This window comes from Actinomadura sp. NPDC000929 (assembly GCF_040492065.1).
In the GTDB taxonomy this organism is placed as follows: Bacteria; Actinomycetota; Actinomycetes; order Streptosporangiales; family Streptosporangiaceae; genus Spirillospora; species Spirillospora verrucosospora.
Window position 1 is genome coordinate 78,938 of record NZ_JBEUPA010000011.1, and the last position, 24,867, is coordinate 103,804.

Sequence of the window (24,867 nt, forward strand, 5' to 3'; positions counted from 1 at the left end):
CCGTTCCCTGCTGTCAGGCGGACGCCAGCATCGACGCCCACTGCCGGGTGAAGTCCGGAAGAGTCTTGCCGACGGTGCCCGGATTCTCCACTTCGATGCCGGGAACGGCCAATCCGAGCAGGGCCGCCGCCATCACCATCCGGTGGTCGTCGTAGGTGCGGAAGACGCCGCCGCGCAGCGGGCGCGGGCGGATCTCCAGGCCGTCGGGCAGCTCCCGGACGTCGCCGCCCAGCCCGTTGATCTCGGCGACCAGCGCGGCGAGCCGGTCGGTCTCGTGGCCGCGCAGGTGCGCGATGCCCGTCAGCCGGGACGGCGAGCCGGCCAGCGCCGCGAGGGCCGCGAGCACCGGCGTCAGCTCGCCGACCTCGTGCAGGTCGGCCTCCAGGCCGCCGAACCCGTCCCCGCCGCGCACGGTCAGCCCGTCAGGCCCGCGGGTCACCTCGGCGCCCATCGCGGCGAGGAGCTCCCGCAGCGCGTCGCCGGGCTGGGTCGTCTCGGCCGGCCAGTCCGGGACGGTGACGCGCCCGCCGGTGACCAGCGCCGCGCCGAGGAACTGCGCCGCGTTCGACAGGTCCGGCTCGATCATCACCTCACCGCCGCGCAGCGGACCGGGCGCCACGCGCCAGACGTCGTGCCCCGCCTCGACCTCGGCGCCCGCCGCGCGCAGCATCTGGACGGTCATCGCCAGGTGCGGCGCCGACGGGACCGGCGGCCCCTCGTGCCTGACCTCCACGCCCTTGTCGAACCGCGGCGCGGCCAGCAGCAGCCCCGACACCAGCTGGGACGACGCCGACGCGTCGATCGTCACCCCGCCCCCGGCCACCGAGCCCGAGCCCCGGACGGTGAACGGCAGCGCGTCGCGCCCCCCGTCGTCGATCTCGGCGCCGAGGGCCCGCAGCGCCGTGATGATGGGGCCCATCGGCCGCTCGCGGGCTCGCGGGTCGCCGTCGACGAACACCTCGCCGGACGCCAGGGCGGCGACCGGCGGCAGGAACCGCATCACCGTCCCCGCCAGCCCGACGTCGACGCGCGCCGGGCCCTCCAGGCGCCCCGGCAGCACCTGCCAGTCGGCGGAGTCCTCCCCGACGCCGGCGCCGAGCGCGCGGAGGGCCCCCGCCATCAGCTCGGTGTCGCGGCTGTGCAGGGGCCGGGCGATGCGGGTGGGCGCCCCCGCGAGCGCGGCGAGGACCAGCGCCCGGTTGGTCATCGACTTCGAGCCGGGCAGCGGCACGGTGGCGTCCACCGGGGCATGGGCGACCGGGGCGGACCAGTGCGGAGAGGCCATGCCCCAAGGTTATCGGGCCGCCGCCGGAGAGAGCGGGACGATCGGGCGGCCCGCGGCGATCAGAGGGGACGATCAGAGGGGACGATCAGAGGGGACGATCAGAGGGGACGATCAGAGGGGACGATCAGAGGGGACGATCAGAGGGGACGATCAGAGGGGGATCGACAGGAGCGTTCCGCCGCCGTCCAGTCGGACCTCGAAGTGGCCGATCTGCTGGCGGCTGAGCCCGGTCCCGCCCTGCATGACGAGCGGCTTGGGCTGGCCGGGGACGCCGTAGCCCTTGTCCGGGACGCTCCACCCGGCGACGACGCTGCGCTCGCCGGTCCGCGACACCGCCTCCAGGTGGCACTTCAGCGGCCCCCGGACGCCCTTCAGCTCCAGCCCGACCTGCGTGCCCCAGCCCTTGTCGACCAGCGCGACCGTCCCGGACGCGCCCGTGCTCGCGTCGGCCGCGTGGAACTTCTGGCCGGTGAGGGCCTGCGTCACGGGCGGCTTCGGGGCGGGGGCCTCGTCGTTCACGGCAGCGCCGATGCCGATGCCCGCGGCCAGCGCCGCGGCGGCGGCGGCCGTGCCCGCGAGGTACGCGCCGCGCCGGAACCGCTGGTCGGCCCGCCGCCTGCGCCGCATCATGTCGATCACCGGCGCCGGAGGCGCGGACGGCTCGCCGGCGCCCTCCCATCCGGGCCCGTCCGGGATCGGGCCGGCCGCCGCGGGTGACAGCCCGGACAGGGCGCCGGCCGCCCCGGACAGCTCCCCGAGCTCGGCCTGGCACGACCCGCATCCCCGCAGATGCGCCTCGAACGCCCGACGGTCGCCCTCTTCGAGAAGGCCCAGCGCGTACGCGCCGACATCGGTGTGCTCGACCTGGGAACTCATGACGTCACCCCCCTCTCCTCCAAGGCGACCCGCAAAGCGCGCAACGCGTAGTACACGCGGGACTTGACCGTCCCCACCGGGATGCCGAGGTGCTCGGCGGCCTGGTTCACCGTCCGGTCGCGCAGCACCGTCTCCGTCAGCGCCTGCCGGTGCGCGGGGGAGAGCGACTCCAGCGCCTCGGTCACCACGACCTTGCGCAGCAGCGCGTCCATCTCGTCCGCCATCGGGAGGTTCTCCAGGGGCCCGTCGCCGACCTCCGGCGGCCTGACCTCGCGCTGCCGCCGGTTGTCGATCACGATACGCCGGGAGACCGTGGCCAGCCACGGCATCAGCGAGGACGTCCGGTCGTCGAGCCGGTCCGCGCTGCGCCATGCCCGGATCATGGTCTCCTGCACCACGTCCTCGGCCCAGGGGCGGTCGCCGCCCGTCAGCCGCAGGACGAACGCGAGGAGGGGCCGATGGTACTCGCGGTACAGCTCGGCCGCCATCTCCTCGTCGGCCGCGGTCTGCGCGGCCCGCGCCGCGCCGGGGCGGCGGAGCAGGCTGCGCAGGCCGCCGCCGGGGCGGCCGGTTGATCCGGGAACTGCCATGGCCGGGGCGTCTCCGTCGTGCTGGAAGGGCGGTCATCTGGCAGTACGGGACCGCCCCGGCCTTCGGTTCAACGCCCTTGAGACTCTTTTAAGGTTCTCTTCGGGAAGTCAGCGTTTGACGGCGTGCAGGGCCTTGCCCGCCTGGGCGGCGGTTCCGGCCTTGACCGTCCGGCCGGCCTTGGCGGCCTTCGCCGCCTGGGTCGCCGTCCCGGCCTTCACGGCCTGCCCCGCCCGCGCGGCCTTGCCCGGCTTGGAGGCGCGGCCGAGCTTGAACGCGCTCCCCGCGGCCAGGACGCCCTTGAGCGCGCCGCCGCCCCTGCCGCTCTTCCTGCCCCGGGCCTTGCCCGCCTTCCCGGCCGCCTTGCCCGCGACGAGGGCGCCGCCCGCGCCCGCGCTCTTGAGCGCGCCGCCGGCCTTGCGGGCCGCCTTGCCTCCGGCCTTGCCGCCCGCCTTGCCGGCCTTGAGCGCGCCGCTCGCCGCCCCGGCGGCCGTGAGCGCGCCGCCCGCCTTGCCGCCCGCCTTGCCCAGCCGGAACATGCCGCCGGACTTGGCGGACTTCGCGCGGCCGGACGCCTTGGCGGCCTTGCGCCCGCCCTCGGCGCGGGCGACGCGAACCTGACGGGACGCCTCGCGGCGCGCCTCCCGCAGCGTCGCGGCGGCCTCGCGGCGCATCGCCTTGGCCTCCGCGCCGCTCTTGATCTGCGTCTCCCGCACGGCGCGGCGCAGCTCGGCCGTGCGCGGCGCGCGGCGGGGCTCGGTCGCCACCATCAGCAGCGCGCCGAACAGGCCGGCGTTCTTCAGCAGGTGGGAGCGCTCGTTCGCGCGGCGTTCGGGGTCGTCCTCGGTCCAGTAGCGGTGCTCGGTCGCCAGCGCGGGGACGAGCTGGGCGGCGAGCACCAGCGTCGTGAGCCGCCGGAACTTCCCGGTCAGCAGCAGCGCGCCGGTGCCGAGGCTGAGCGCGCCCTGCATGCGGACGAGGGTCTCGGGGTCCTTCGGCAGCCAGTCGATCCGGTCGGCGACGGGCTTGACGGCCGGGCCCACCCGCTCGGCGCGTTCGCGCGGGTCGCGGAGTGCCTCCAGGCCGGTCATGATGTACGGCGCCGCCACGAACGGGCGGGCCAGGGTCGTGAAGGGTCGCATAGCCCGCTACATGCCCAGCGCGCCGCGCCTCAAGCGCGGCAGGATGGGACCCATGTGCGGACGCTACGCCACCTCCCGCGCGCGGCAGGAGCTCCTGGACGAGTTCCAGGTGCAGCTCGACGCGGTGGACGGGGACATCCAGGCCGACTACAACGTCGCCCCCACCAAACAGGTCCCGGTCGTGCTCGACCGGCGGCCGAAGGACGAGCCCGACGAGGCGGCCGCGGTGCGCCAGTTGCGCACGGTGCGGTGGGGGCTCGTGCCGTCCTGGGCCAAGGACCTGTCCATCGGGTCGCGCATGATCAACGCCCGGGTCGAGACGGTGCACGAGAAGCCGTCCTACCGCCGGGCGTTCGCCAGGCGCCGCTGCCTGCTGCCCGCCGACGGCTACTTCGAGTGGTACACGCTGCAGGACCAGGGCGACGGGGCCGACCCGGCCGAGGGAGAGAAGAAGGCGAAGGGGAAGCCGCGGAAACAGCCGTACTTCATCCGCCCCAAGGACGGCGCGGTCATGGCGATGGCGGGCCTGTACGAGTTGTGGAAGTCACCCGAGGACGAGTGGGTGTGGACCTGCACCGTCATCACCACCAACGCGCCGGACGACCTCGGCCGCATCCACGACCGGATGCCGATGGTCGTCGAACCGGACCGGTGGGACGCCTGGCTCGACCCCGCGCTCACCGACACCGAGCAGGTGCGCGGCCTCCTCGTTCCCGCCATGGCCGGGACAATGGACGCCTATCCCGTCTCGAAGGCCGTCAACAACGTGCGGAACAACGGCCCGGAACTTATAGAACCGGCAAATTCCGGGGATGGTTCCGGTGACCATTCCGAGGGTCTCTTCTGACACGGGCCGCGCCGGAGGGTCCGGCGCCATTCCGCTCGGGGAGCGCTCCGGGCGCGACAATTCCGCCACGGCCGGCCTGACCGCGTGACGGCGTGACGTGCCGGCTAGCGCAGCCGGGCGCTGGCCAGGAGGTGGATGCCGAGCGACTCGTCGGTCTGGCGTGCGCCCATCTCGGTGCGGACGAGGCGCTGCAGCGCCCGCGGGGACTCGCCGAGGACGTGCTCGACGGTCGAGGGGGACAGCACCGTGCGCGGCCGGATCCACTCGACCTCCAGGCCGGCGTCGGCGAGCAGCTCGCGGAGCTGGTGGGCCGAGAACGAGCGGGTGATCGTCCCGTCCGGCCAGGGCACGAGGACGACCTCGGCGCTCGGGACGTCCGACAGGTGCGCCCAGTAGTTGCGCTCGGCCAGCAGCGCCATGCCGAGGGTGAGGGAGTCGACGCACAGCAGGACCCGGCCGCCGGGGCGCAGCACGCGGGCGATCTCGCCGATCGTCGCCTCGGTGGCCAGATGCCGCGACAGCACGCGGTTCTCGGCGATCACGGCGTCCACGCAGGCGTCGGCGAGGTAGGACAGGGTGCCGGAGTCGGCGATCAGCGGGACCGTGCGGGCGGTCCGCCCCCCGGGGGTGCCGGGGCGGACCGGCGCCGGACGGCCCCGGCGCTCGGGGTCGCGCACCTCCAGCACCGTGTGGCCCGCCGCGGCCGCGCGGGCGGCGCTGTGCCCCTGCCCGCCCGAGATGTCGAGCACGCGGGACGGCCTGCGCGGCAGCCACCGGGTGAGCTGGGCGTCCGCCACCGCCTCGTAGAAGGTCCAGTAGCGCGCCAGGGAGTCCCCTGACCCGTCACCGGAGGTGTCCCGCAGGCTGGCGATGGTGGGCTCGGAAGGTCGCGCCGAAGGCACCGAGTGCACCAATTGCTCCTGTTCTAGCCGTGTACGTCACATCTTTCCCCGTCCGGGGCCGGTCATCACCCTGAGTGAGGGACGGGACCCGGCGACACGGTCGCGGAGCGCCCGCCCCCGCCCGGGAATCGGCGGGGGCGTTCCGGTGTTGCACCCTCTCACAGAGCAGCGAAAGCGGAGGTGCGAGCCGGATGACCACAGCCGTCGCCGATCAGCAGCGGAGAGCCGGCACGGCGGCGCCCCGCGGCGACGCGCGGGCCCCCGCCCGCGTCGGAGGGCCGCGCGGACCGATATCGTCTGTGGGGTCGATATCGTCTGAGGGGTATGGCGCCGCCCGGCCGGTCAAGGCCACGGGCGCCAGAGCCGAGGGGGTGGGTCAGGTACCGGGCACCGCGGAGACCGTGGAGCAGCGCCAGGAGCGCTTCCAGCGCGACGTGCTCCCGTTCTTGGACCAGCTGTATTCGGCCGCGCTGCGCATGACGCGCAACCCGGCCGACGCCGAGGACCTCGTCCAGGAGACGTTCGCCAAGGCGTTCGCGTCCTTCCACCAGTTCAAGGAGGGGACGAACCTCAAGGCCTGGCTGTACCGCATCCTGACCAACACGTTCATCAACACCTACCGCAAGCGGCAGCGCCAGCCGCAGCAGGCGGCCACCGACGACATCGAGGACTGGCAGATCGCGCGTGCCGAGTCGCACACGTCGAGCGGTCTGAAGTCGGCCGAGGCCGAGGCACTGGAGCACCTGCCCGACTCCGACGTCAAGCGGGCGCTCCAGGAGCTGCCGGAGGAGTTCCGGATCGCCGTCTACCTCGCCGACGTCGAGGGGTTCGCCTACAAGGAGATCGCCGAGATCATGGGCACGCCCATCGGCACGGTGATGTCCCGGTTGCACCGGGGCCGGCGCCAGCTGCGCGGCATGCTCGAGGACTACGCCGACGAGCGCGGGCTCACCCGCGCGAGCAGGGGGTCGACATGAGCTGCGGCAACCACCACGACACGCCCTGCGACGAGGTGCTCGCCCGCGTGTACACCTACCTCGACGGCGAGCTCGACCAGGGCGGCTGCGGCGAGGTGCGCCAGCACCTCGACGAGTGCGGCCCGTGCCTGCGCGAGTACGGCCTCGAAGAGGCCGTCAAGAAGCTCGTGAGCAAGTCGTGCGGGTGCGAGCAGGCCCCGACCGAACTGCGCGCCAAGGTGCTCGGCCGCATCGAGGAGATCTGCGGCGAGATCCAGGCGTCCGGGGCCGGCGAGGTCCCGGCGTCCGGTGGCGCCGGCAAGCCGGAGAGCGCCTGACCGCCGGTATCTTTCCGGTGTGCTGACACTCGTCACCGGCGCGGCCGGATTCATCGGGTCCCATCTCGTCGACAGGCTCCTCGCGGACGGCCACGAGGTCGTGGGAGTGGACGACATGTCGTCGGGCGCGAACGCCCGGCCCGGGGTCGAGCTGTGGGAGATGGACGTCGCCGACCCGGCGCTCGCCGAGCGGGCCGCGGCCCGCCGCCCCGAGGTGGTCTTCCATCTCGCCGCGCAGGTGAGCGTGCGGGTCAGCGTGGGCGACCCGCTGGGCGACGCCCGCACCAACGTGGTCGGGACGGCCAACGTCCTGGAGGCCGCGCGGGCGGCGGGCGCCCGCAAGGTCGTGTTCACCTCCAGCTGCGCCGTGTACGGGGTGCCGGACGCGCTGCCCGTCCCCCCGGACGCCGAGCTGCGCCCCGCGTCGCCGTACGCGGCCTCGAAGGTCGCCGGCGAGGTGTACGCCGGGATGTACCGGCAGCTGCACGGGATCGACTTCACGACGCTGACGCTGGCGAACGTCTACGGGCCGCGGCAGACCCCCGAGGGCGAGGCGGGGGTCGTCTCGATCTTCACGGACGCGCTGCTGGCGGGCCGTCCGACGCGGGTCTTCGGCGACGGCTCCCAGACCCGCGACTACGTCTACGTCGGTGACGTGGTCGACGCGTACGCCCGGGCCGCGGGGGAGGCGGGCGGCGGGCTGCGCCTCAACGTGGGCACCGGCCTGCAGACGACCGACCGCGAGCTGCACGCGCTCGTCGCCGAGGCGGCGGGGGCGCCGGACGACCCGGAGTTCGCGCCGCCCCGGCTGGGAGACCTGCCGGCGATGTCGGTCGATCCGCGCCGGACCCGGGAGGCGCTCGGCTGGGAGCCGGCCGTCGGCCTGCCCGAAGGGCTTGCGGAGACGGTCGCCTGGGCGCGGGAACGGAACCCCGCGCGCCGCTGATTGGTCCACGCTTTCTCCAACTCCGGGGCCTCGTTCGCCGACCTTTAAGGAATTAGGTGGATGCATTTGCGGATGCACGTGCATTCATGATGTGCAGCGGGATTGTGCAGCCGGTTTGTGCAGCCGGTTTGTGCAGGCTGGAGAGAGGGCCGATGATTGGATTTTCAACCAGGACAATTGATCACCTAAGGTGACGATTGGTTCACGCTTTGCTCACGTTTTCCTGCACGCCTGTGTGACCTGGGCAGTCCGCGTTAGGCTTATGCCGAAATCAGTGACGGAGCGCGTGCACTCCGAGGAATTCGGGGTACGTGCTCGCCCGGGAGACCTGGACCGCACCGGTCCCGGTGGCCGGCCGCGAGGCCGGTCGGCCCGGCTCGGCTGGGGGGAGGCAAGGAGCCATGCACAAGCGCGTGACACCGCATGGACACGGGCGGCGCCTGAGCGTCCCGTCGTCGTCGTCGCTGATGATGACCAAGGGCGTGTCCTGGGTCTAGGTGCCGGCTGGCACGTGTGAGCCCGGTGGCGGCCTGCCAACTCGTCACTCCCCGAGGGGCGGCAATGCGTGGACTACCTCTCGCTGCCTGGGCGTACGTCTGCGGTGTGGTCGCGCTCGCGGCGGGCCTCATCGCGACGTCGTCCTTCACGGATATCGACTGGACGAAGCTCGCCGTCCTGGCGCTTCTGTTCCTGATCTGCGACTCGGCGCCCGCGCGGCTGAACATCACGCGGGCCAGGGTGTCGCTGAGCTTCGCCGCCAGCCTGGCGTCGGTGGTGCTGCTCGGCCCGGTCGGCGCCGCGCTGCTCGGCCTCTGCGCGCTGGTCACCGGGCAGCGGATCTTCGCCCCGGTCAAGCGGCTCTTCAACGGCGCGCAGTTCGCGCTCAGCGGCTTCATGGCCGGGACGGTGTTCAACCTCCTCGACGGCGACCGGTTCCACCCCGAGAAGGCCCGCTGGGTCGAGAACGTCATCGGGCCGTTCCTCGGCGCGCTGGTCGCCTTCGTCCTGGTGAACCTGACGCTGATGGCGGGGGTGCTGCTGCTCAGCCGGCAGGCCTCGCCGCGCGAGCTCCTGCGCGAGAGCGGCCAGCTCGCGATCGGCTGCCTCGGCTACGGCATGGTCGGCCTGCTGATCGCCGGGCTCTGGCCGCGGGTGGGCCTGTTCGCGGCGATCCTCGTCCTGCTCCCGCTGTTCATCGCCCGCTGGGCCATGGACCAGGCGTACGCGCAGCAGCAGGCGCACGCCGCGACGCTCGCCGCGCTGTGCCAGGCGGTCGAGACCAAGGACTTCTACACCCGCGGCCACTCCGAGCGCGTCTCCCGCGGCTCGGTGATGATCGCCCAGGAGATCGGGATGCGCGCGGACCGGGTCGAGGCCATCCGGTACGCGGGGATGCTGCACGACGTCGGCAAGCTCGGCGTCCCGACCAAGGTGCTGCAGAAGTCCGGCTCGCTCACCGAGGAGGAGTTCGCCGCGATCCAGCTGCACCCGATGCGCGGGCTGGAGATCGTCCGCGAGATCGGCTTCCTGGACGAGGCGCTCGCCGGCATCATGCACCACCACGAGAAGATGGACGGGCGCGGCTACCCGATGGGCCTCGCGGGCGACGAGATCCCCGAGTTCGCCCGGGTCATCTCCGTCGCCGACGCGTTCGACTCGATGACCTCGACGCGCTCCTACCGGGCCGCCCGCACCAAGGACGAGGCCGTCGAGGAGCTGCGCCGCGGGATGGGCGACCACTTCGACCCCGCGATGGTGGAGGCGTTCCTGCGGGCGCTGGAGCGGGAGGGCTGGGAGCCGCCGCGGCCGGTCGTGCTGCCCGACGACGACGTCGTCGAGACCACCCAGCAGGACCACGACGACCCGAGCGCGCCGCTGCGCGTCGCCGGCGGCGACGGGGTGCGCCAGTGAGGGGGCGGCGGTGAGCGGGGAGGCGCGCGCCCGCGACCGGGCCGCGTGGCAGACCATCGACTCCGGCCAGCTCCTGCTGATCGCCACCGCCGGGCTGTTCGTCATCGTCGCGATCGCCGAGGTCGGGTCCGTCGGGCTGCGCCAGCCCGACGTGGCGATCATCTTCGGCGTCCTTATCGCGCTCGGCGAGCTGTTCCGCATGGTGATGCCGGGCAACCGGGAGGTCGCGCCGATCGCCAGCGCCGGCGCGATGGGGTACGCGATGCTGGTCGGCGTCGGCCCGGAGGGCGCCGCGCCGGACGCGCCGCTCGGCGTCGTGGCCGCCGAGCACTCCGCGCTCCAGGTCGTCGCGGTCGCCGCGGCCGGGATGCTGGTCGGCTCGCTGCCGCACATCGCGGTCGGCCGGTCGCCGCGGCCCGACGCGATGGCGCGGCGGCTGTTCACGGTCGCGGTCGTCGCGCTGTGCTTCCGGCCGCTGCTGTCCCTGCACCTGCCCTGGCAGCTGCTGCTGGCCGTCATGTGCTTCGTCGTGGTGCTGTCCTGCTTCACCGACATGCTGATCGCCGCGATGATCCGCGCGGAGGCCGTGCGGGCGCGGTTCGGCATCGCGCTGCGCGACGAGATCGACGCGAAGATGGCGCTGTGCGCCGCGACCAGCGCGACCGCCATGCTCATCGCGGTCTCCACGACGGCGATGGGCGAGGCCGCGCTGCTGATCTTCACGGTGCCGATCCTGGTGACGCAGTTCGCGTTCCGCCGCTACGCCGGGATCCGCGCCACCTACCTGCAGACCGTCCGGGCGCTGTCGCGCGTCACCGAGGTCGGCGGCTACGTGGAGGCGGGGCACTCGCACCGGGTGTCCAAGCTCGCGGTGGCGATGGGGCGCGAGCTCGGGATGTCGGAGGAGGAGCTGCTCGAACTGGAGTACGCCGCCCTCATGCACGACATCGGGCAGCTGTCGCTCGGCGACCCGATCCCCGGCGGCGCGACGGTGCTGGCGTCCCCGGCCGAGCAGCGCCGCATCGCCGAGCTCGGCGCCGAGGTGATCAAGCAGACCGGCGTCCTGGACCGGGTCGCGCACATCGTCCAGCTGTCGTCGCACCCCTACCGGACGGGGCGCGAGCCGTCCGGCGACTCCGGGGAGCGGCCGCTCCCGCCGCCGCTCGCCGGCCGCATCATCAAGGTCGCCAACGCCAACGACGACCTGGTCGGCGACTCCGCCGACCGCGACCGGGGCGCCGCCGTGCTGGAGAGGCTGCGACTGGACTCGGCCTCCGAGTACGACCCGACGGTGGTGGAGGCGCTCAGCCGGGTCGTGGACCGGGGGCCCCGCCAGTAGAGCCCGTGGGCCGCCGCCACGGCGAGCGTGACGGCGGCGGCCGCCGTCCAGAGCAGCAGGGCGCCGAGGTGCTGGTCCTCCAGGGGTGACGCGCCCCAGCTGCGGCCGAGGTGCTCGTACCAGCCGCCGAGGACGGTCCCGTTCCGCGCCAGGGCGGTCCCGGCGATGGCGTGGAGCGGCAGGAGGGCGAGCGGCATCGGCGTCCCGGTCGTCCCGTGGAAGTAGGCGAGCCCGACGGCCAGGAAGGCGGCCAGCGCCAGCGAGTGCAGGGCGTGGTTGCCGAGGGACGCCCCGAACAGCGGCGAGCCGTAGAACGCGTAGAGGCTGAGCAGGAGCAGCACGGACGCCGCGGCCGGGTCCGTGAGCACCCGCACTGCCCGGCATCCGGCAGCGGCGGCGAGCAGGGCCCCGCCCCCGCCGCGCGCCGCCTCCAGCGCCAGCCGGAGAGGCGCCCCGTGGAGCAGCAGCACCGGCGCCACCAGGCCGATCAGAACGTGCTGGACGGCATGGGCGCTGAACAGGACCATGCTGTACCGGGAGAGCCCGCCGCAGGACGCGAGAAGGACGACGAGGAGCCCGGCGGCCCAGGACAGGCTCCGCCGGCGCGGCCAGCCGCGCACCCGCGCGACGCCCGTCCCGTACAGGACGGCGCCGCCGACGACGAGCACGAGGAACAGCGGGTCGATCCACCAGTCGAGCAGGAGCGGCCCGGCCCCGGCGGGACGGGGCAGCGGGAACCCGAGCCGCAGCGCGACGACGTCCAGCGTGCCCGGCGCGACCTCCGGCGGCGGCGTGCGGGACAGGCCGGTCGCGAGCGCCATCGCCGCCGCCATCACGAGGACCTCGACGGCGCCGAGCCGCAGGAAGGGCCGCGCGCCCCTCCCGCCGCCCAGGGCGGGCAGGGTGGCGCGGCGGTGCCGCCAGCCGATCGCGCCGAGCACGGCGAACGCGGCGGCTTTCGCGACGACGAGCGCCCCGTACCGCGATCCGAGGTGGGGTCCGCCGAGCCGCACCCACGCGTTGACCGCGCCGCTGGCGCCGACGACGGCGAACGACACCAGCGCCAGCCGGCTGTAGCGCTCCGCGACGCGGGGAAGCCGGTCGCCGACCGCCGGGGCGAGGGTGACCAGGGCGACCAGGCCGCCGGTCCACAGCGCGGCGCCCGCGATGTGGGCGACCAGGCTGTAGACGGCGAGGGCGTGGCCCGCGCCGCTCGCGGCATGCCCGGTGAACAGCGGCGGCAGCATCCCGGCGAGCGCGCCCGCCAGCAGGTACCCGGCCCCGCCGGCGGCGCGGGGGAGCCTCGCCGCGACCGACACGGCGGCCGTGGCGGCGAGGACGAGGAGGAGGGCCCGCCCCTGCGGCAGCTCGACGAGGAACGTTCGCATCATGTCGCCGGTGACCTTGGTGACGCCCACGCCGAACAGGTCGAGGACGGTGCACACGATCAGCGCCAGCGTGCACGCCGCCCAGGCCGCGGCGGTGAGCGACGCGGCGCGCAGGCACTTCCGCGCGGCGGGCGTGCCGGGCACGAACACGGCCGCGACCAGCAGCCATCCGACCGTCAGGACGGCGGCGGCGTTACCGCCCAGCCGCGCCGTCACCAGGCCGGTCTTGGCCAGCGCGCCCGCCTGGGAGAGCCCCGGCGCCGCGGTCCCGCTGAACGCGCCGCCGAGCCGCACGGCGAGCGCGAGGACGACCAGCGCGATCGCTCCCGCCCCGAGCGCGAGCATCGGCAGGTCCGTCCCGGCCGCTTCCCGCCGTTCCCCTTCGCGCGTCGCCGTCGCTTCCTGTGCTGCCACGAAGGCAAATACGCACGCATCAAAGCAAAAGGTTCATTAATGTATCGGCCACACCGAATTCCGGGGGAGCGAGATGAGCGCCTCAGACCAGGGCAACAGTTATCTGGACAAGGTCGTCGCGCAGCAGGCGGTGCTGGAGGACGACCTGAAGGCGCGGCGCTCTCCGCCGCCGCCCCCCGGCCCGCCCGGCGCGGTCCCGGCGCCGGGACCGCTGGCCAAGCGCGACCGCGCGCTCGGCGGCGCGGCGCCCGCCGACCGCCCCGGCCCGGGGCCGGTGGACGTGCGGATCAGCGGGTTCTGGCGGTGGAAGAACGTGCTCGTCCCGCCCAACGCGTTCGTCGTCCACACCCGGCGCGGGCGCGCCGAACCGCTGCACATCGGCCTCGGGGTGTCGTTCCGCTTCAACCCGTCCACCGACTCCTTCCTCGTGGTGCCGGGCGCGACGCAGACGATCCTGATCAACGCGTACTGCATCTGCCGGGAGCTGCAGGGCGTGCTCGTCCAGGGCTACGTGCAGTGGATCATCCAGGACTTCGGCACCGCCTACCGCAAGCTCGACTTCGGCGGCGACGACCCGATGCGGCTGGTGAACCTCCAGCTCCGCGAGCAGGCCGAGGCGGCGATCAAGGACAAGGTCGCCACGATGGGGGTGCGCGACGTCCTCAGCGACAAGCAGCCGATCATCGAGGAGCTGACGGCCCGGCTGCGCGCGGTCGCCGAGGGCGAGGACAACAGCGACCAGGGGCTCGGCCTGCGGATCGTCACGGTGCAGATCAAGGAGGCCGTGGTCAGCTCGTCGCGGCTCTGGGAGAACCTGCAGAAGCCCTACCGGGCCGAGCAGGGGCAGATCGCGCGGCTGGCGGAGCTGGAGGCCGAGGAGGCCGTCGCGCAGCGGGAGATGGCCGCCGCGCGGATCAAGGAGACGCAGCGGCTGGAGCACGAGCGCGAGCTCGCCGAGCTGCGCGCCCGCAACGAGTCGCAGCTGTTCGACACCGAGGCGGCCGAGAAGCTGCGCCGCACCCGGCGCGAGCACGACGACACCCGCGAGTTCGCCGAGCTCCAGACCGAGACCACCCGGCACGCGCTGCGGATGGAGCGCGAGCGGCACGAGGAGGAGGCCGAGACGGGCCGGCTGCGCATCGAGCGCGACCACGAGCTGGCCCGGCTGCGCACCGAGGGCGAGCTGGCCCTCGCCGACCTGCGGGCCCGGTCGCGGCACGAGCAGGCGCTGCTCGACCTGGAGCGGGACGCCGCCCGCGCCGCGCTGGAGAACGAGCGGACGCCCGCGGCCGTCCAGGCGCGGCTCATCGCGTCGCTGCCGGAGATCATGGCGAGGCTGCCCAAGCCGGACGAGCTGCGCACCGTCACCGTCAACGGCGCCGACCAGGCCGGCGTCGCCGGCCTGGTCACGCAGCTCGCCGCCGTCATCGGCGCGCTGCGCGCCGCTACGGAAGGGCCTGGTCCGGCGGGAAGGTGACCGGGAGGGCGATGAGGGCCCGGTGGAACGGGCCCGGCCGCCATTCCAGGTGCTCCACGGGGACGGCCAGCTCCACCTCGGGCAGCCGGTCGAGGAGCTTCTCGACCGCGACGGACGCGATGAGCCGGGAGTGGCTCCTGGCCGGGCAGCTGTGCGGGCCGCCCGCGTAGGACAGGTGGGCGCGGTTGCCCCGGCGGTCGGCGATGCTCCGGGACGGGTCGGTGTTCGCCGCGGCGTAGCTGACCAGGACGGGCTGGTGGGCGGGCAGCCGGTACCCGTGGAAGTCGATGTCCTGGCGGGGGAAGGTCCCTCCGTAGTTGGCCATCGGCGGGTCGGTCCAGAGGATCTCGTCCAGCGCGTCCTCGACGGGAAGGGCGCCGCCGGACAGGTCGCCGCCGAACCGGTCGTCGGAGAGCAGCAGCAGGATGCCGTTGGCGATGAGGTTCCCCTCCGGCTGGGTGCCGGCCCCCATCAGCAGGATGACCTGGTGGATCGTCTCCAGGTCGTCGAGTCCTGCGGGGTGGCTCAGCATCCAGGACGTCACGTCCGCGCCCGGGTTGACGCGCTTGTGCGCGATCAGCTCGCCGGCCGCCTCCCCGAGCAGCGCGTTGCCCTCCTCGGCGGAGACGGTGTCGAAGATGGCGTTCATGCCGCGCAGGAGCTTGTCGCCGATCTCGGGCGTGCAGCCGAGGAGCTCGTTGAACACCAGCAGCGGCAGCATGCGGGCGTACTGGCCGAGGATGTCGGCCTTGCCGTCGCCGCTGAACCGGTCGATGAGGGTGTCGGCGCTGCGCTCGACGTTCTCGCGCAGCGACACCGGGTCGACCCGGTCCATGCTGTCGACGATCACCGACCGCAGGCGGGCGTGCACGGAGCCGTTGGTGAACAGCGCGTTGGGCCGCGCCATCAACATCGGCAGCACCGGGCACTCGGGGCCGACCGTCTCCTCCCACACCTCGCTGCAGCGCGGGAACGTGGCCGGGTCGCGCAGGATCTCCAGGGCGGCGTCGTAGCCGAGGACGAGCGTCGCCGGCACGCCCGGCGCCAGTTCGACGGGCGCGAGGTCGCCGTACTCGCGCATCCGGGCGTAGGCGGCCTGCGGGTTCCTGGCGAACTCCGGCCCGTACAGCGGGACGCGTTCGGGCGCGGTGCGGTCGATGGTCATGGGTGCTCCCCGTCAAGGGTGAGGAGGTGGTCGACGAGGGAGATGAGCGCCTCGGTCGAGGAGACGCGGTCGCGGGCGTCGCAGCTGACGAGCGGCGTCGACGGCGTGAGGTCGAGGGCCTCGCGCACCTCGGCCTCGGGGAACCGCGGCGAGCCGTCGAAGTGGTTGACGGCGACCGCGTACGGCAGGCCCTGCTTCTCCACGATGTCCATGACGGCGAACGACTCCTGGAGGCGGGCGGTGTCCACCAGGATCAGCGCGCCGAGGGCGCCGCGCGCGAGGTCGTCCCACAGCCGGGTGAAGCGCTGCTGCCCCGGCGCCCCGAACAGGTACAGGACGAGGTCGTCGCTGAGGGTGAGGCGGCCGAAGTCCATCGCGACGGTCGTGGTCGTCTTGTCCCTGATGCCGGCGAGGTCGTCCACGGCCGCCCCGGCCTGCGTCATCCGCTCCTCGGTGCGCAGCGGGCGGATCTCCGAGAGCGTTCCGACGTAGGTGGTCTTGCCGACCGCGAAGTGCCCCACGATGAGGATCTTGACGGCGGTCCGGACGCTCTCGCGCAGGTAGGGGGTCTCAGAGGCGAGCGCGGAGTCCATCGAGCACCTCCTGAAGGAGCCGGGCCTTGGACTGCTGGGCGGAGGGCGCGGCGGCCCGGGTGGAGAGGTGCCCGCTGTCGACGAGGTCGGACAGCAGCACCTTGGTGAGCCCGACGGGCAGGCTCAGATGGCCGGAGATCTCGACCACCGACAGCGCGCCGCCGCGGCACAGCTCGACGATGCGCGTCTTCTCCGGGGACAGGCCGGTGCGCGGCAGGTCGCCGGTCGCGGTCACGAGGGTGACGAGATCGAACACGTTGCGGGTGGGGTGGGCCCGCCCACCGGTGACGACGTGCGGGCGGACCAGGGCCCGCCTGCTGCGGCGCGGGGTCATGCGGGACGGCCGGCGCCCGGACGCGGCGGGGTGGTCAACTCCTTGCCGAGCCGCTGCACGAGTTCCTGGAGCCGGAACGAGACGGTCTCCATGTCGACGTGCTGCGTCGCCGACACCGCCAGGTAGGCGCCCGGGCCGGCGGCGACGAGGAAGACGTACCCGTCGTCGAACTCGTTCACGGTCTGCCGCCAGGTAGTGCCGGCGTCCCCGCAGAACTCGGCGGTGCTGCGGGCGAGCGACTGCAGGCCCGCCATGCCGGCGGCCTGCCGTTCCGCCTCGTCCCGGTTGATCCGCTCGGAGTGCGCCATGAGCAGCCCGTCGGCCGACAGCAGGATCGCGTAGCGGGTCTCCGGCATCCGCAGCGCGTCGTCCAGCATCCAGCCCAGCCGGTTCGTACCGTCGTCCATCGCGCCGTTCCATCCCTCGTTCATGGCCGCAGGTCCTTGCTCTCGATGCCGGGGCCCTCGCCGTCGGACGGCGTCGAAGCGCGGCCGGACCGCGTCCCGCGCTGCCAGGCGCCGAGGCCCGCGGCGGTCTCCCGGGCCGGCCTGAGCGGAGGCGGCGCCCCCGCGTCGGGCACGTCGGGCGGCTCTTGTTCTTCGGCGGGGCGTTCGGCGACCGCGACGCGGGTGCGCTTCGGCAGCCCGCCGGGGGTGGCGGGGGCGGGGGTCCAGGCCGCGGGCGCGGGGCCCTCCGCGGCCGGGCGGGACGCGGCGGCCGGGTCGGGCGCGTGCTCGCCCGGGAGGTCGGTGAGCAGCGCGGACGGCACGAACACGACGGCCCGCACGCCGCCGTAGGGGGAGCGGGTGTCGACCGACACCCGGAAGCCGTAGCGCGCGGCGAGGACGCCCGCCACCGCGAACCCGACGCGGGGCGGGTCGCCGAGCCGGTGGATGTCGACCGACGCGTCGCCGGACAGCAGGTCGGCGGCGCGCTGGAGCTCCTCGGCGTCCATCGCGACCCCGGCGTCGTCGATCATGATGGCGACGCCGTTGTGCGTGGACTGGAAGTTGACCTCGACGGTGGTGTCGGGGCGCGAGTGCCGCGCCGCGTTGTCCAGCAGCTCGGCCAGCGTCAGCACGATCGGCTCCACGGCCCGGCTGGTCACCGCGGTGTTCACCGGCCCCTGCATGTTGACCCGCAGGTAGTCGCGGATGCGGGAGGTGGCGCCGCGCACCACGTCGCTCATCGACGACGCCGAGCGCTGCTGGCCCGGCCACGACCCGCACAGCACCGCGGTGGCCTGGGCGCGCCGCCCGAGCTGGGCGTTCATGTGGTCGACACGGAGCAGGCCCTCCAGCACGTCCGGGTCGTCGTGGCGCTCCTGCATGTCGGAGATGGCGAGCTGCTGCTCGTTGGCGAGGCTCTGCACGGCGCGCATCATCGCCCGCAGCGTCGACTTGGCCGACAGGTCGGCCCGCTCCCGGACGCGTGCGGCGGACCCGGCGAACAGCTCGGTGACGGTCCGCAGCGCCTGCCCGTAGGCGGGCGCCTCGCGGTCGAGGTCGTGCAGCGGGCCGGTGACGCGCACGCCGGGGTTGTGCAGGGACTCCATGAGCTCGGGCAGCCGGACGTCCGCGAGGTGCCGCAGCTCCCTCTCGCGCAGGTCGAGCCCGCGGGCCAGGGCGGCGTTCTGCGCGCGGAGGCCGGCCGTCTCCCGCCGCTGGCGCACCAGCAGGGCTGCGGCCGCGATGCCGGCGCCCGCCACGACGACGAGCGCCGCCGCCAACAGGAATTGCTCCATCAGATCCTCGGTGCAGAAGTCTTCGGGCGAGGTGGGGCCCGGTCCGGTGTCGGCGACACCCGGCGGACCGCCTCATGGCTGGTGGGGGCGGCGCGGATACGCCGCAGTTTCGGCACCGTAGGACGGGTGCGCGGGGCCGCGCTTGTGCTCGCGCGCAGAGAACTTGCCGCCGGGCGCATCGCAAGATCACCCATCGTCCGAATCACGTTACTTTCCGATGGATTCGGCTGTTTCGCAGGTGACGGCGGTACTACGCTCGCCCGAAGGTGATCTAGAGCGGCGGAGGGGCCCGGGGTGGACGATGCGCTCGGCGGGGCGAACGGCGCCGAGTACCGGCTCGTGCTGCACCTGTCGGACCGGGCGGAGTACGACCGCGCCCCCGGGCAGGGGCGCCGCGACCGCGGCTACCGGTTCCTGCTCCCGCTGGACGGCGAGATGCTCATGGTGCAGGACGGCCGCGAGGCGCGGCTGCGCCCGGGGACCGGTGGCCTCATCGCGCCCGCGGCGCCGTTCCGGGTCGTCCAGCCGCGCCCGGCCCGCGCGCTCGTCATGACCATCCCGGCCCGCGAGATGGACGGCCGGCTGGGCGGCCCCGTCCTCCCGGCGACCGGCCTCGACCTGTCCGCCGGCCTCGGCCGCGTCGTCGCCGACATGGTGCGGGCCGTCGGCGAGGAGCGCCGCAGCCTCACCGCGCCGCAGTTCGACGCCGCCTGCGAACGGATCACCGAGCTGCTGTGCCTGCTGCTGGCCGGGGACGAGCGCCCGCCCGCGCCCGGCCACCTCGCCGAGGTGGAGGCGGTCGTGCGCCGCTACGTCCGCGAGCACGCCACCGACCCCGGGCTCACCGGCGCCGCGATGGCGCAGGACCTCGGCTGGTCGCTGCGGCAGGTGCAGCTCGCCCTGCAGCGCGCCGGGACCACGCCCCGCGAGCTGATCCGCGAGGAGCGGCTCCGGCTCGTCCGCGACCGGCTCCGCAACCCCCTCGACCGGGACGTCACCATCACCGACCTCGCGCACGCCACCGGGTTCTCCTCGGCCAGCGCGCTCAGCCACGCGTTCCGGCAGCGCTTCGGGGTCAGCCCGCGGGAACTGCGCCGGCACGGCGCCGCCCGCTGACGGGCACGGATTTCCAGCCGGCCCGGACCGATCCCGGGTTACGATGCGGCTGAGATCACCGGACGGGGCGGAGAGACGGTCAGGAGCGCGCCCGTGGACCTCGGCCCCCACCACCTCAGGATGATCGAGGCGATCGCCGCGACCGGCAGCATCAGCAAGGCCGCCGCCCGGCTCGGCCTCACCCAGCCCGCCGTCAGCACCATGCTGCGCCGGGTCGAGGGCCACCTCGGCGTGCAGCTGTTCGTCCGCTCCCCGGAGGGCGTCACGCCGACGCCGGTCGGCGCCGAGGTCGCCACCCGCGCCCGGGCCGCGCTGGCCGGCATCGACGACCTGAACGCCGCGCTCGCCCACCGGGTCAGCGAACCCGCCGCCGCGCCGCTGCTGCGGATCGGGGTGCAGGCGTGCCCGGTGCTCACCCGGCTCGGCGACCATCTCGGCTCGCTCTCCCCGGAGTCGCGGCTGCACCTGCGCGTGGATCCCGGGGGCGGGCGCATCCCCGCGCTCCTCGCCTCCGGCACCCTCGACATCGGGCTGTTCCAGGAGCCCGTCGACCGTCCGCCGCGGCCGCGCGGCGGCCTGGAGCGGCTGGTGCTCGTCGAGCGCGAGCCGGCGCTCGTCGGGATGTCCTGCTCCAGCCCCCTCGCCGCCGGCGCGACCGTCGACCTGGCCGACCTGGCCGACCACGACTGGATCGACGATCCGCTCGACGACGGCCCCTGGCCCGCCTACCTGCGCGGCGTGTGCGCCGAGGCGGGGTTCCGGCCGCGGGTCAGGTACTGGGCGACGGACTGGCAGATCTCGGCGTCGCTCATCCGGTCCGGGCGCGCCGTCGGCATCTACCAGCCGACCGCGGCCCCCCGCGCGGGGGTCGCGTTCCGCCGGATCACCGGCGACCCGCTCGGCCAGCGGGTCGTCCTGATGTGGCGGCCCGGGGCCGGGCGGGCGGCGGCCCGGCTGCGCGACGTGTTCGACGCCGTCTACCTGGACCTCGTCCGGGCCCAGCGCGCCTACGGCGACTGGTGGGACGAGCATCCCGAGGCGCACCCGGCGCTGCCCGTCCCCGCCGGCCCGGTGGAGGGCGCGGGGACGGGCGCCGGTGCGGGGCCCGGGGAGGGGGGCGGTTCCGGGGACCCGCGGGAGGGCGGCTAGCAGCCGCCCTGGCGGCGGCGCCGCGCGAGGGCGACGCCCGCGGCGGTCACCGCACCGCCCGCGCCCAGCGCCAGCAGGGCGGGCGCCGGGCCCCCGTCCGGCGCCGGATCGCTGACGCCGGTCACGGGCGAGAAGCCGCCGAACTTCCCGGAGCGCTGGTAGGCGCTGCCCGGGAGCTTGTCGGCGTACCGGGAGCGCACGAGCCTCCGGTACGCCGCCACCGTGACGCCGGACCTGCCGACCGACGACGCGGCGGTGCCGTTGAGCGCGGTGACCCGGCCGTCCTTCAGCCGGTACCACGCGTGGATCTGCGGTTCGGTGAACACCGTGCCGCCCCGCGCCCGCGCCGGGTAGACCGCCTCCTCCGACCCGGAGATGACGTTCATGACCTGCCAGCCCGCGCCGGACCTGGTCAGCCACACCGTCGCGTGCTGCCCGGTGGCCGACGCCGCGCCGACCGCCACGTAGGCGAAGGTCGCCACGGGAGCGCCGCCGTCGCCCTTCACGAACGCGGGGTTCAGCGAGTAGACGCGCTGGACGGCTCCTTCGAGGCGCGGGGCCTTGGCCTGCGCCTCGGCCTTGGGCACGGCCTGGTTCACCAGCCGCCCGCGCCGGTGCTGGTCGAGGTGGACGAAGAACGCGCCGAGCCTCTGCTGCGCGGCGGGGGACGCGGCGGCCCTCGCCGCGGCGGCCTCGTCGGAGGACGGCCCGGCGGCCTGCGCGGCGGTGCCGCCCAGCAGGACCGTCCCGCCGATCAGGGCTCCGGTCGCGAGTCTCGCGGTCGTGCGCATGTCAGCCTCCGATCCTGGACAGGGCCTGGCCCCAGCGGAACTGGTAGTTGCTGACGTAGCTGCTGTACGCCATCTCCCCGTACCGGGGACTGGAGGGCCACGGGTCGCCGTAGGAGACCGTCTGGCCGGAGTAGCCGTAGATGACCTGGGCGTGGCCGCCGCCGGCCGTCCAGTAGATGCCGGTGAGGATCGGCCGCTGCCCGTTGATCTCGGTCGTGACCGCCTGGTACGACAGGGGGCCGCTGACCTGGCCGGGGGACACGCCGAGCGCCTGGAACGCGCGCTGGTCGTACTCCAGGTAGCCGGCCTGGTTCGGGCAGGCGCTGCCGCGCGGGTAGCCGCGTCCGAGCGCGCAGAAGTCGTTCTGGCTGACGTTGCCCTTGCCGAAGAACTTGGCGATCGTCAGGCCGCTGGCGACCCAGCACCACTGGTCCTGCTGCTGCACCTGCTGCGTGATCGGCAGATTCTGGGCCGAGGCGACGCCGGTGGACGCCGCGAGGGCGGCGGCCGCCCCGGCGAGTCCGGCCGCGAGCCGCCGGCGCGCCCGGGCGGGTCGGGTACGCGTTCTCATGCACTTCCGCCTTTTCTCCCGGCGAGGGCCGCACCGCCTCTCGCGAGGGAGCCGAGCGAGTCCCGTCCGGCGCCGGGGGAGTGTCCGGGCGGGGAGGCCGCGAGAGGCCGAATGAACGCGATAAAAGTCTCATTCGCGGTCTTGGCCCGGTAATGCCAGCAAGACATAACAAAGCGGAATAACCCCGGTGAACTCGGCTTTTCTCCCCGAAGGCGGCCCGCGCCTAGGCGCGGGCGGCGAGCGGGCCGGGGCGGTGCTCCGGCTCCGGCTCCGGCTCCGGATCCGCGGACGGGAGGGCGACGGTGACGGTGAGGCCGCCTTCCCGGCGGGGCACGGCGGTCACGGTGCCGTTGTGGGCGCGGACGATGGACTGGACGATGGAGAGGCCGAGACCGGCCCCCTTGGCGGTGACGAGGCGGTCGGCGTCGAGCCGGCGGAAGGGCTCGAAGAGCGCGGGGATCTCGTAGGGCGGGACGGCGGGGCCGGAGTTGGCGACCTCCAGGACGGCGCGGCCGTTCTCGGTCCGGCAGGAGACGGAGACCCACCCGGAGTCGGTGTTGTGGCGCAGGCCGTTCTCCAGCAGGTTCTGCACGACGCGTTCCAGCAGCAGGGCGTCGCCCGCCGTCATGGCCTCGGCGGCGTCGGTCTCGACGGCGATGCCGGAGCCGTCGGCCTCCAGCGCCGTCTGGGCGGCGACGTGGGCGACGACGTCCGCCAGGTCCACCGGCGCCCGGTTGGTGATCTCGTTCTCGGACCGGGCCAGCAGCAGCAGGCCGGTGATGAGGCGCTCGTGCCGCGCGTTGATCTGCAGGAGGGTCTCGCCGAGCTGCCGGACGTCCGGGGACGCCGACTCGCGGTGCATCGCCACCTCGACCAGCGCGCGGCCGAGGGTGAGCGGGGTGCGCAGCTCGTGGGAGGCGTTCGCGACGAAGCGGCGCTGGCCGTCGAAGGAGCGGTCGAGGCGGTCGACCATCGCGTCGAAGGTGTCGGCGAGCTCCTTGACCTCGTCGTGGGGGCCCCGCAGCGCGATGCGCTCGTGCAGGCCGCGGTCGGCGGCGGGGGAGCCGGCGATGCGGCGGGCGGTCTCGGTGACGCGGTGCAGCGGGGACAGCGCCCGGCCCGCGATGAGCCAGCCGAAGCCCGCCGCGGCGCCCCCGACCACCAGCAGCGCGATCGACCCCTGGGTGACCAGGGAGGTGACGGCGGCGTCGTGCAGTTCTTCGCGCCGATCGCGCATCCAGCGGTCGGCGTCGGCCATCGCCCTCGCCTCCTGCGACGCCTGCTGCGCGCTCCCGGCCGGCGGGGCGGTGCCGGGCGCCGGGTTCACCCGGGTCGCCAGCACCTTCGTACTGGACCGCGACAGCTGCTGGTCGAACAGGGCGTAGGTCGCGCCGAGCAGCACCACCCCGGCGACGAGGAACAGGCCGCCGTAGGTGAGGGTGAGCCGGGCGCGCAGTGACAGCCTCATGGGATCCGGTACCCCGATCCCTTGACGGTCTCGACGACGGGCGGGTCGGCGAGCTTGCGGCGCAGCTTGAGGACGGTCAGGCGGACGGCGCCGGTGAACGGGTCGGCGTGCTCGTCCCACGCCTTCTCCAGGAGCTGCTCGGAGGACACGACGGCGCCCTCGGCGCGCAGCAGCTCGGCCAGGACGGCGAACTCCTTGCGGGCGAGCGGCACGTAGCGCCCGTCCCGGAACACCTCGCGGCGCGCCGGGTCCAGGGTGATGCCGGCGCGGTGCAGCGCCGGCGGCGCGGCCGGGCGGCAGCGGCGGCCGAGCGCGTGGACGCGGGCGGCGAGCTCGGGGAACGCGAACGGCTTGGTCAGGTAGTCGTCGGCGCCGAGGCCGAGCCCGGCGACGCGGTCGGTGACCTCCGCGGCGGCGGTGAGCATCAGGACCCGGGCCGCGCCCCCGCCCCGGACGATCTCGCGGCACACGTCGTCGCCGTGGACGAGGGGCAGGTCGCGGTCCAGCACGACCACGTCGTAGTCGTTGACGGTGAGCCGCTCCAGGGCGGCCGCGCCGTCGTGGGCCAGGTCGACGGCGTGCGCGTCGTCGCGCAGCCATTCGGCGATCGCGTCGGCCAGGAGCCGCTCGTCCTCTGCCACCAGCACTCTCATGAAGCCTCCTCAGAACGCCGATGGTGCCGGAAGACGTGTTTCGTTTCCGTTAGCGGCCGCCTCCCGGCGAGAACGCGGGAGGGCGGAAACACGGGGGAAACGCTCCTCCGGGTTGCATCGCTCCTCGCCGGCCGGAACCGCTCCGGCCGGGAGTGAGGAGGAGACATGCGACTGCGGATCCTGGCGATGGTGCCGCTCGCGCTGGCGCTGACCCTGACCGGGTGCGGCTCTGACGGCAAGGGCGACGGCGTGGCCTCGGCGAACGGGGGCGCGAAGCAGGGCGGAGCGAAGCAGGGCGGCGAGCAGCTCGCCCCGGAGGAGCGCGGCGTCAAGTTCGCCCAGTGCATGCGCGAGCACGGCGTCGACATGGAGGACCCGAAGCCCGGCGGAGGCATCCGGATCCAGAACAAGGGCGACAAGGGCGCCATGGACAAGGCCATGGAGGCGTGCCGGCAGTACAACCCCATGGCCGACCGCACCGGCGCGCCCGATCCGAAGATGCAGGAGCGGGCGCGCGAGTTCGCCGCGTGCATGCGCAAGAACGGCGTGGAGAAGTTCCCGGACCCCGACCCGAACCAGCCCGGCATCCGGATCGACAAGAACACGGTCGGTGACGACCCGGATCTGGAGACGGCGCAGCAGGCGTGCGACAAGGTCCTGCAGGGCGGCGGGAAGTGACGGGGGAGACGGTCGCGGAACGCGCGCCGGCCGAGCCCGCGGGCCGCCGCGCCCGCCGCCGCGGGCCCCGCCTGAAGATCGCTCTGGCCGTCGCCGCCCGTGGTTGAGCTGGTTGACGATGAGGTCCCAGCCCTTGTTCTCCTCGCCGATCAGCATGTCGGCCGGGACGCGGTAGAGGTTCCAGCCGTTCTCGGTG

General features: G+C 74.2%; 24 protein-coding genes and 1 pseudogene. 10 read left to right on the forward strand and 15 right to left on the reverse strand.

Translation table 11 applies throughout. The features are described from left to right. Positions 1–13: 13 nt before the first annotated feature. The 4 genes from aroA to ABWI04_RS06795 form a co-directional block, all read right to left on the reverse strand. Entirely contained in the window at positions 14–1,285 is a 1,272-nt protein-coding gene (gene aroA, locus ABWI04_RS06780) for a 3-phosphoshikimate 1-carboxyvinyltransferase (RefSeq protein WP_353831781.1), read from the reverse strand. A gap of 150 nt (positions 1,286–1,435) precedes the next feature. Continuing rightward, positions 1,436–2,161 (reverse strand): anti-sigma factor family protein, encoded by a 726-nt coding sequence (locus ABWI04_RS06785; protein WP_353831782.1) that lies wholly within the window; start codon positions 2,159–2,161, stop codon positions 1,436–1,438. Continuing rightward, positions 2,158–2,649 (reverse strand): sigma-70 family RNA polymerase sigma factor, encoded by a 492-nt coding sequence (locus ABWI04_RS06790; protein WP_218826252.1) that lies wholly within the window; start codon positions 2,647–2,649, stop codon positions 2,158–2,160. The genes ABWI04_RS06785 and ABWI04_RS06790 overlap by 4 nt, the downstream gene beginning before the upstream one ends. Positions 2,650–2,859: 210 nt before the next feature. Then, positions 2,860–3,891: a DoxX family membrane protein gene (locus ABWI04_RS06795; RefSeq protein ID WP_345184965.1), complete on the reverse strand. Its 1,032-nt coding sequence runs from the start codon at positions 3,889–3,891 to the stop codon at positions 2,860–2,862. 52 nt (positions 3,892–3,943) lie between these two features. On the opposite strand from ABWI04_RS06795, the gene ABWI04_RS06800 reads away from it, so the two are divergent. Further along, positions 3,944–4,738, forward strand: coding sequence for an SOS response-associated peptidase (locus ABWI04_RS06800; protein ID WP_353831783.1), 795 nt, complete (start codon positions 3,944–3,946; stop codon positions 4,736–4,738). 104 nt (positions 4,739–4,842) lie between these two features. On the opposite strand, the gene ABWI04_RS06805 is transcribed toward ABWI04_RS06800, so the two are convergent. Next, positions 4,843–5,649: a class I SAM-dependent methyltransferase gene (locus tag ABWI04_RS06805; protein ID WP_353831784.1), complete on the reverse strand. Its 807-nt coding sequence runs from the start codon at positions 5,647–5,649 to the stop codon at positions 4,843–4,845. Positions 5,650–6,011: 362 nt separating this feature from the next. On the opposite strand from ABWI04_RS06805, the gene ABWI04_RS06810 reads away from it, so the two are divergent. The 5 genes from ABWI04_RS06810 (at position 6,012) to ABWI04_RS06830 (ending at position 11,130) form a co-directional block, all read left to right on the forward strand. Next, the gene (locus ABWI04_RS06810; protein WP_345184972.1) at positions 6,012–6,617 is read left to right on the forward strand and encodes a sigma-70 family RNA polymerase sigma factor; all 606 of its coding nucleotides are present in this window, start codon (positions 6,012–6,014) and stop codon (positions 6,615–6,617) included. Next, entirely contained in the window at positions 6,614–6,934 is a 321-nt protein-coding gene (gene rsrA / locus ABWI04_RS06815; RefSeq protein ID WP_345184974.1) for a mycothiol system anti-sigma-R factor, read from the forward strand. Before ABWI04_RS06810 ends, rsrA begins: the two co-directional genes overlap by 4 nt. Positions 6,935–6,953: 19 nt before the next feature. Continuing rightward, positions 6,954–7,880: an NAD-dependent epimerase/dehydratase family protein gene (locus tag ABWI04_RS06820; RefSeq protein WP_345184976.1), complete on the forward strand. Its 927-nt coding sequence runs from the start codon at positions 6,954–6,956 to the stop codon at positions 7,878–7,880. Positions 7,881–8,441: 561 nt separating this feature from the next. Continuing rightward, on the forward strand, positions 8,442–9,791 hold the full coding sequence (locus ABWI04_RS06825; protein WP_345184980.1) for an HD-GYP domain-containing protein: 1,350 nt from the start codon (positions 8,442–8,444) through the stop codon (positions 9,789–9,791). A 10-nt stretch (positions 9,792–9,801) separates the two neighbouring features. Further along, on the forward strand, positions 9,802–11,130 hold the full coding sequence (locus ABWI04_RS06830) for an HD-GYP domain-containing protein (protein ID WP_353831786.1): 1,329 nt from the start codon (positions 9,802–9,804) through the stop codon (positions 11,128–11,130). Positions 11,131–11,180: 50 nt separating this feature from the next. On the opposite strand, the pseudogene ABWI04_RS06835 reads toward ABWI04_RS06830, so the two are convergent. Beyond that, positions 11,181–12,863: pseudogene (locus ABWI04_RS06835) on the reverse strand (bifunctional copper resistance protein CopD/cytochrome c oxidase assembly protein); the annotation flags it as partial. Between the two features lie 142 nt (positions 12,864–13,005). Here ABWI04_RS06835 and ABWI04_RS06840 point away from each other — a divergent pair. Beyond that, positions 13,006–14,409: an SPFH domain-containing protein gene (locus ABWI04_RS06840; RefSeq protein WP_353831787.1), complete on the forward strand. Its 1,404-nt coding sequence runs from the start codon at positions 13,006–13,008 to the stop codon at positions 14,407–14,409. Here the strand turns inward: ABWI04_RS06840 and ABWI04_RS06845 are convergent. Genes ABWI04_RS06845 through ABWI04_RS06865 form a run of 5 tightly spaced genes read right to left on the reverse strand, consistent with a single transcriptional unit; the run spans position 14,378 to position 18,245 of the window. Continuing rightward, positions 14,378–15,574, reverse strand: a complete 1,197-nt coding sequence (locus ABWI04_RS06845) for a cytochrome P450 (protein WP_353831788.1) — start codon at positions 15,572–15,574, stop codon at positions 14,378–14,380. The genes ABWI04_RS06840 and ABWI04_RS06845 overlap by 32 nt on opposite strands. Further along, a complete protein-coding gene (locus ABWI04_RS06850; RefSeq protein WP_345184990.1) occupies positions 15,571–16,167 on the reverse strand; it encodes a GTP-binding protein in 597 nt (198 codons plus the stop codon). The genes ABWI04_RS06845 and ABWI04_RS06850 overlap by 4 nt, the downstream gene beginning before the upstream one ends. Then, a complete protein-coding gene (locus ABWI04_RS06855; protein WP_345184993.1) occupies positions 16,145–16,501 on the reverse strand; it encodes a DUF742 domain-containing protein in 357 nt (118 codons plus the stop codon). The genes ABWI04_RS06850 and ABWI04_RS06855 overlap by 23 nt, the downstream gene beginning before the upstream one ends. Next, positions 16,498–16,932, reverse strand: a complete 435-nt coding sequence (locus ABWI04_RS06860) for a roadblock/LC7 domain-containing protein (RefSeq protein ID WP_345184995.1) — start codon at positions 16,930–16,932, stop codon at positions 16,498–16,500. Before ABWI04_RS06860 ends, ABWI04_RS06855 begins: the two co-directional genes overlap by 4 nt. Continuing rightward, positions 16,929–18,245, reverse strand: a complete 1,317-nt coding sequence (locus ABWI04_RS06865) for an ATP-binding protein (RefSeq protein ID WP_353831789.1) — start codon at positions 18,243–18,245, stop codon at positions 16,929–16,931. Before ABWI04_RS06865 ends, ABWI04_RS06860 begins: the two co-directional genes overlap by 4 nt. A 294-nt stretch (positions 18,246–18,539) precedes the next feature. On the opposite strand from ABWI04_RS06865, the gene ABWI04_RS06870 reads away from it, so the two are divergent. After that, on the forward strand, positions 18,540–19,361 hold the full coding sequence (locus ABWI04_RS06870) for a helix-turn-helix domain-containing protein (protein ID WP_353831790.1): 822 nt from the start codon (positions 18,540–18,542) through the stop codon (positions 19,359–19,361). A 93-nt stretch (positions 19,362–19,454) separates the two neighbouring features. Next, positions 19,455–20,510, forward strand: coding sequence for a LysR family transcriptional regulator (locus ABWI04_RS06875; protein WP_345185002.1), 1,056 nt, complete (start codon positions 19,455–19,457; stop codon positions 20,508–20,510). On the opposite strand, the gene ABWI04_RS06880 is transcribed toward ABWI04_RS06875, so the two are convergent. The 4 genes from ABWI04_RS06880 to ABWI04_RS06895 form a co-directional block, all read right to left on the reverse strand. Next, the gene (locus ABWI04_RS06880; RefSeq protein WP_353831791.1) at positions 20,507–21,301 is read right to left on the reverse strand and encodes a hypothetical protein; all 795 of its coding nucleotides are present in this window, start codon (positions 21,299–21,301) and stop codon (positions 20,507–20,509) included. The two genes, ABWI04_RS06875 and ABWI04_RS06880, sit on opposite strands and share 4 nt — an antisense overlap. A gap of 1 nt (position 21,302) precedes the next feature. Further along, positions 21,303–21,872, reverse strand: coding sequence for a papain-like cysteine protease family protein (locus ABWI04_RS06885; protein WP_345185006.1), 570 nt, complete (start codon positions 21,870–21,872; stop codon positions 21,303–21,305). A gap of 223 nt (positions 21,873–22,095) precedes the next feature. Beyond that, complete coding sequence (locus ABWI04_RS06890; protein ID WP_345185009.1) at positions 22,096–23,340, reverse strand: sensor histidine kinase; 1,245 nt, start codon at positions 23,338–23,340, stop codon at positions 22,096–22,098. Then, entirely contained in the window at positions 23,337–23,993 is a 657-nt protein-coding gene (locus ABWI04_RS06895) for a response regulator transcription factor (RefSeq protein WP_353831792.1), read from the reverse strand. The genes ABWI04_RS06890 and ABWI04_RS06895 overlap by 4 nt, the downstream gene beginning before the upstream one ends. 165 nt (positions 23,994–24,158) lie before the next feature. Here ABWI04_RS06895 and ABWI04_RS06900 point away from each other — a divergent pair, with 165 nt between their 5' ends. Beyond that, positions 24,159–24,671 carry a hypothetical protein gene (locus ABWI04_RS06900; protein ID WP_345185013.1) on the forward strand — a complete coding sequence of 171 codons (513 nt, stop codon included), beginning with the start codon at positions 24,159–24,161 and terminating at the stop codon, positions 24,669–24,671. Positions 24,672–24,867 lie beyond the last annotated feature (196 nt).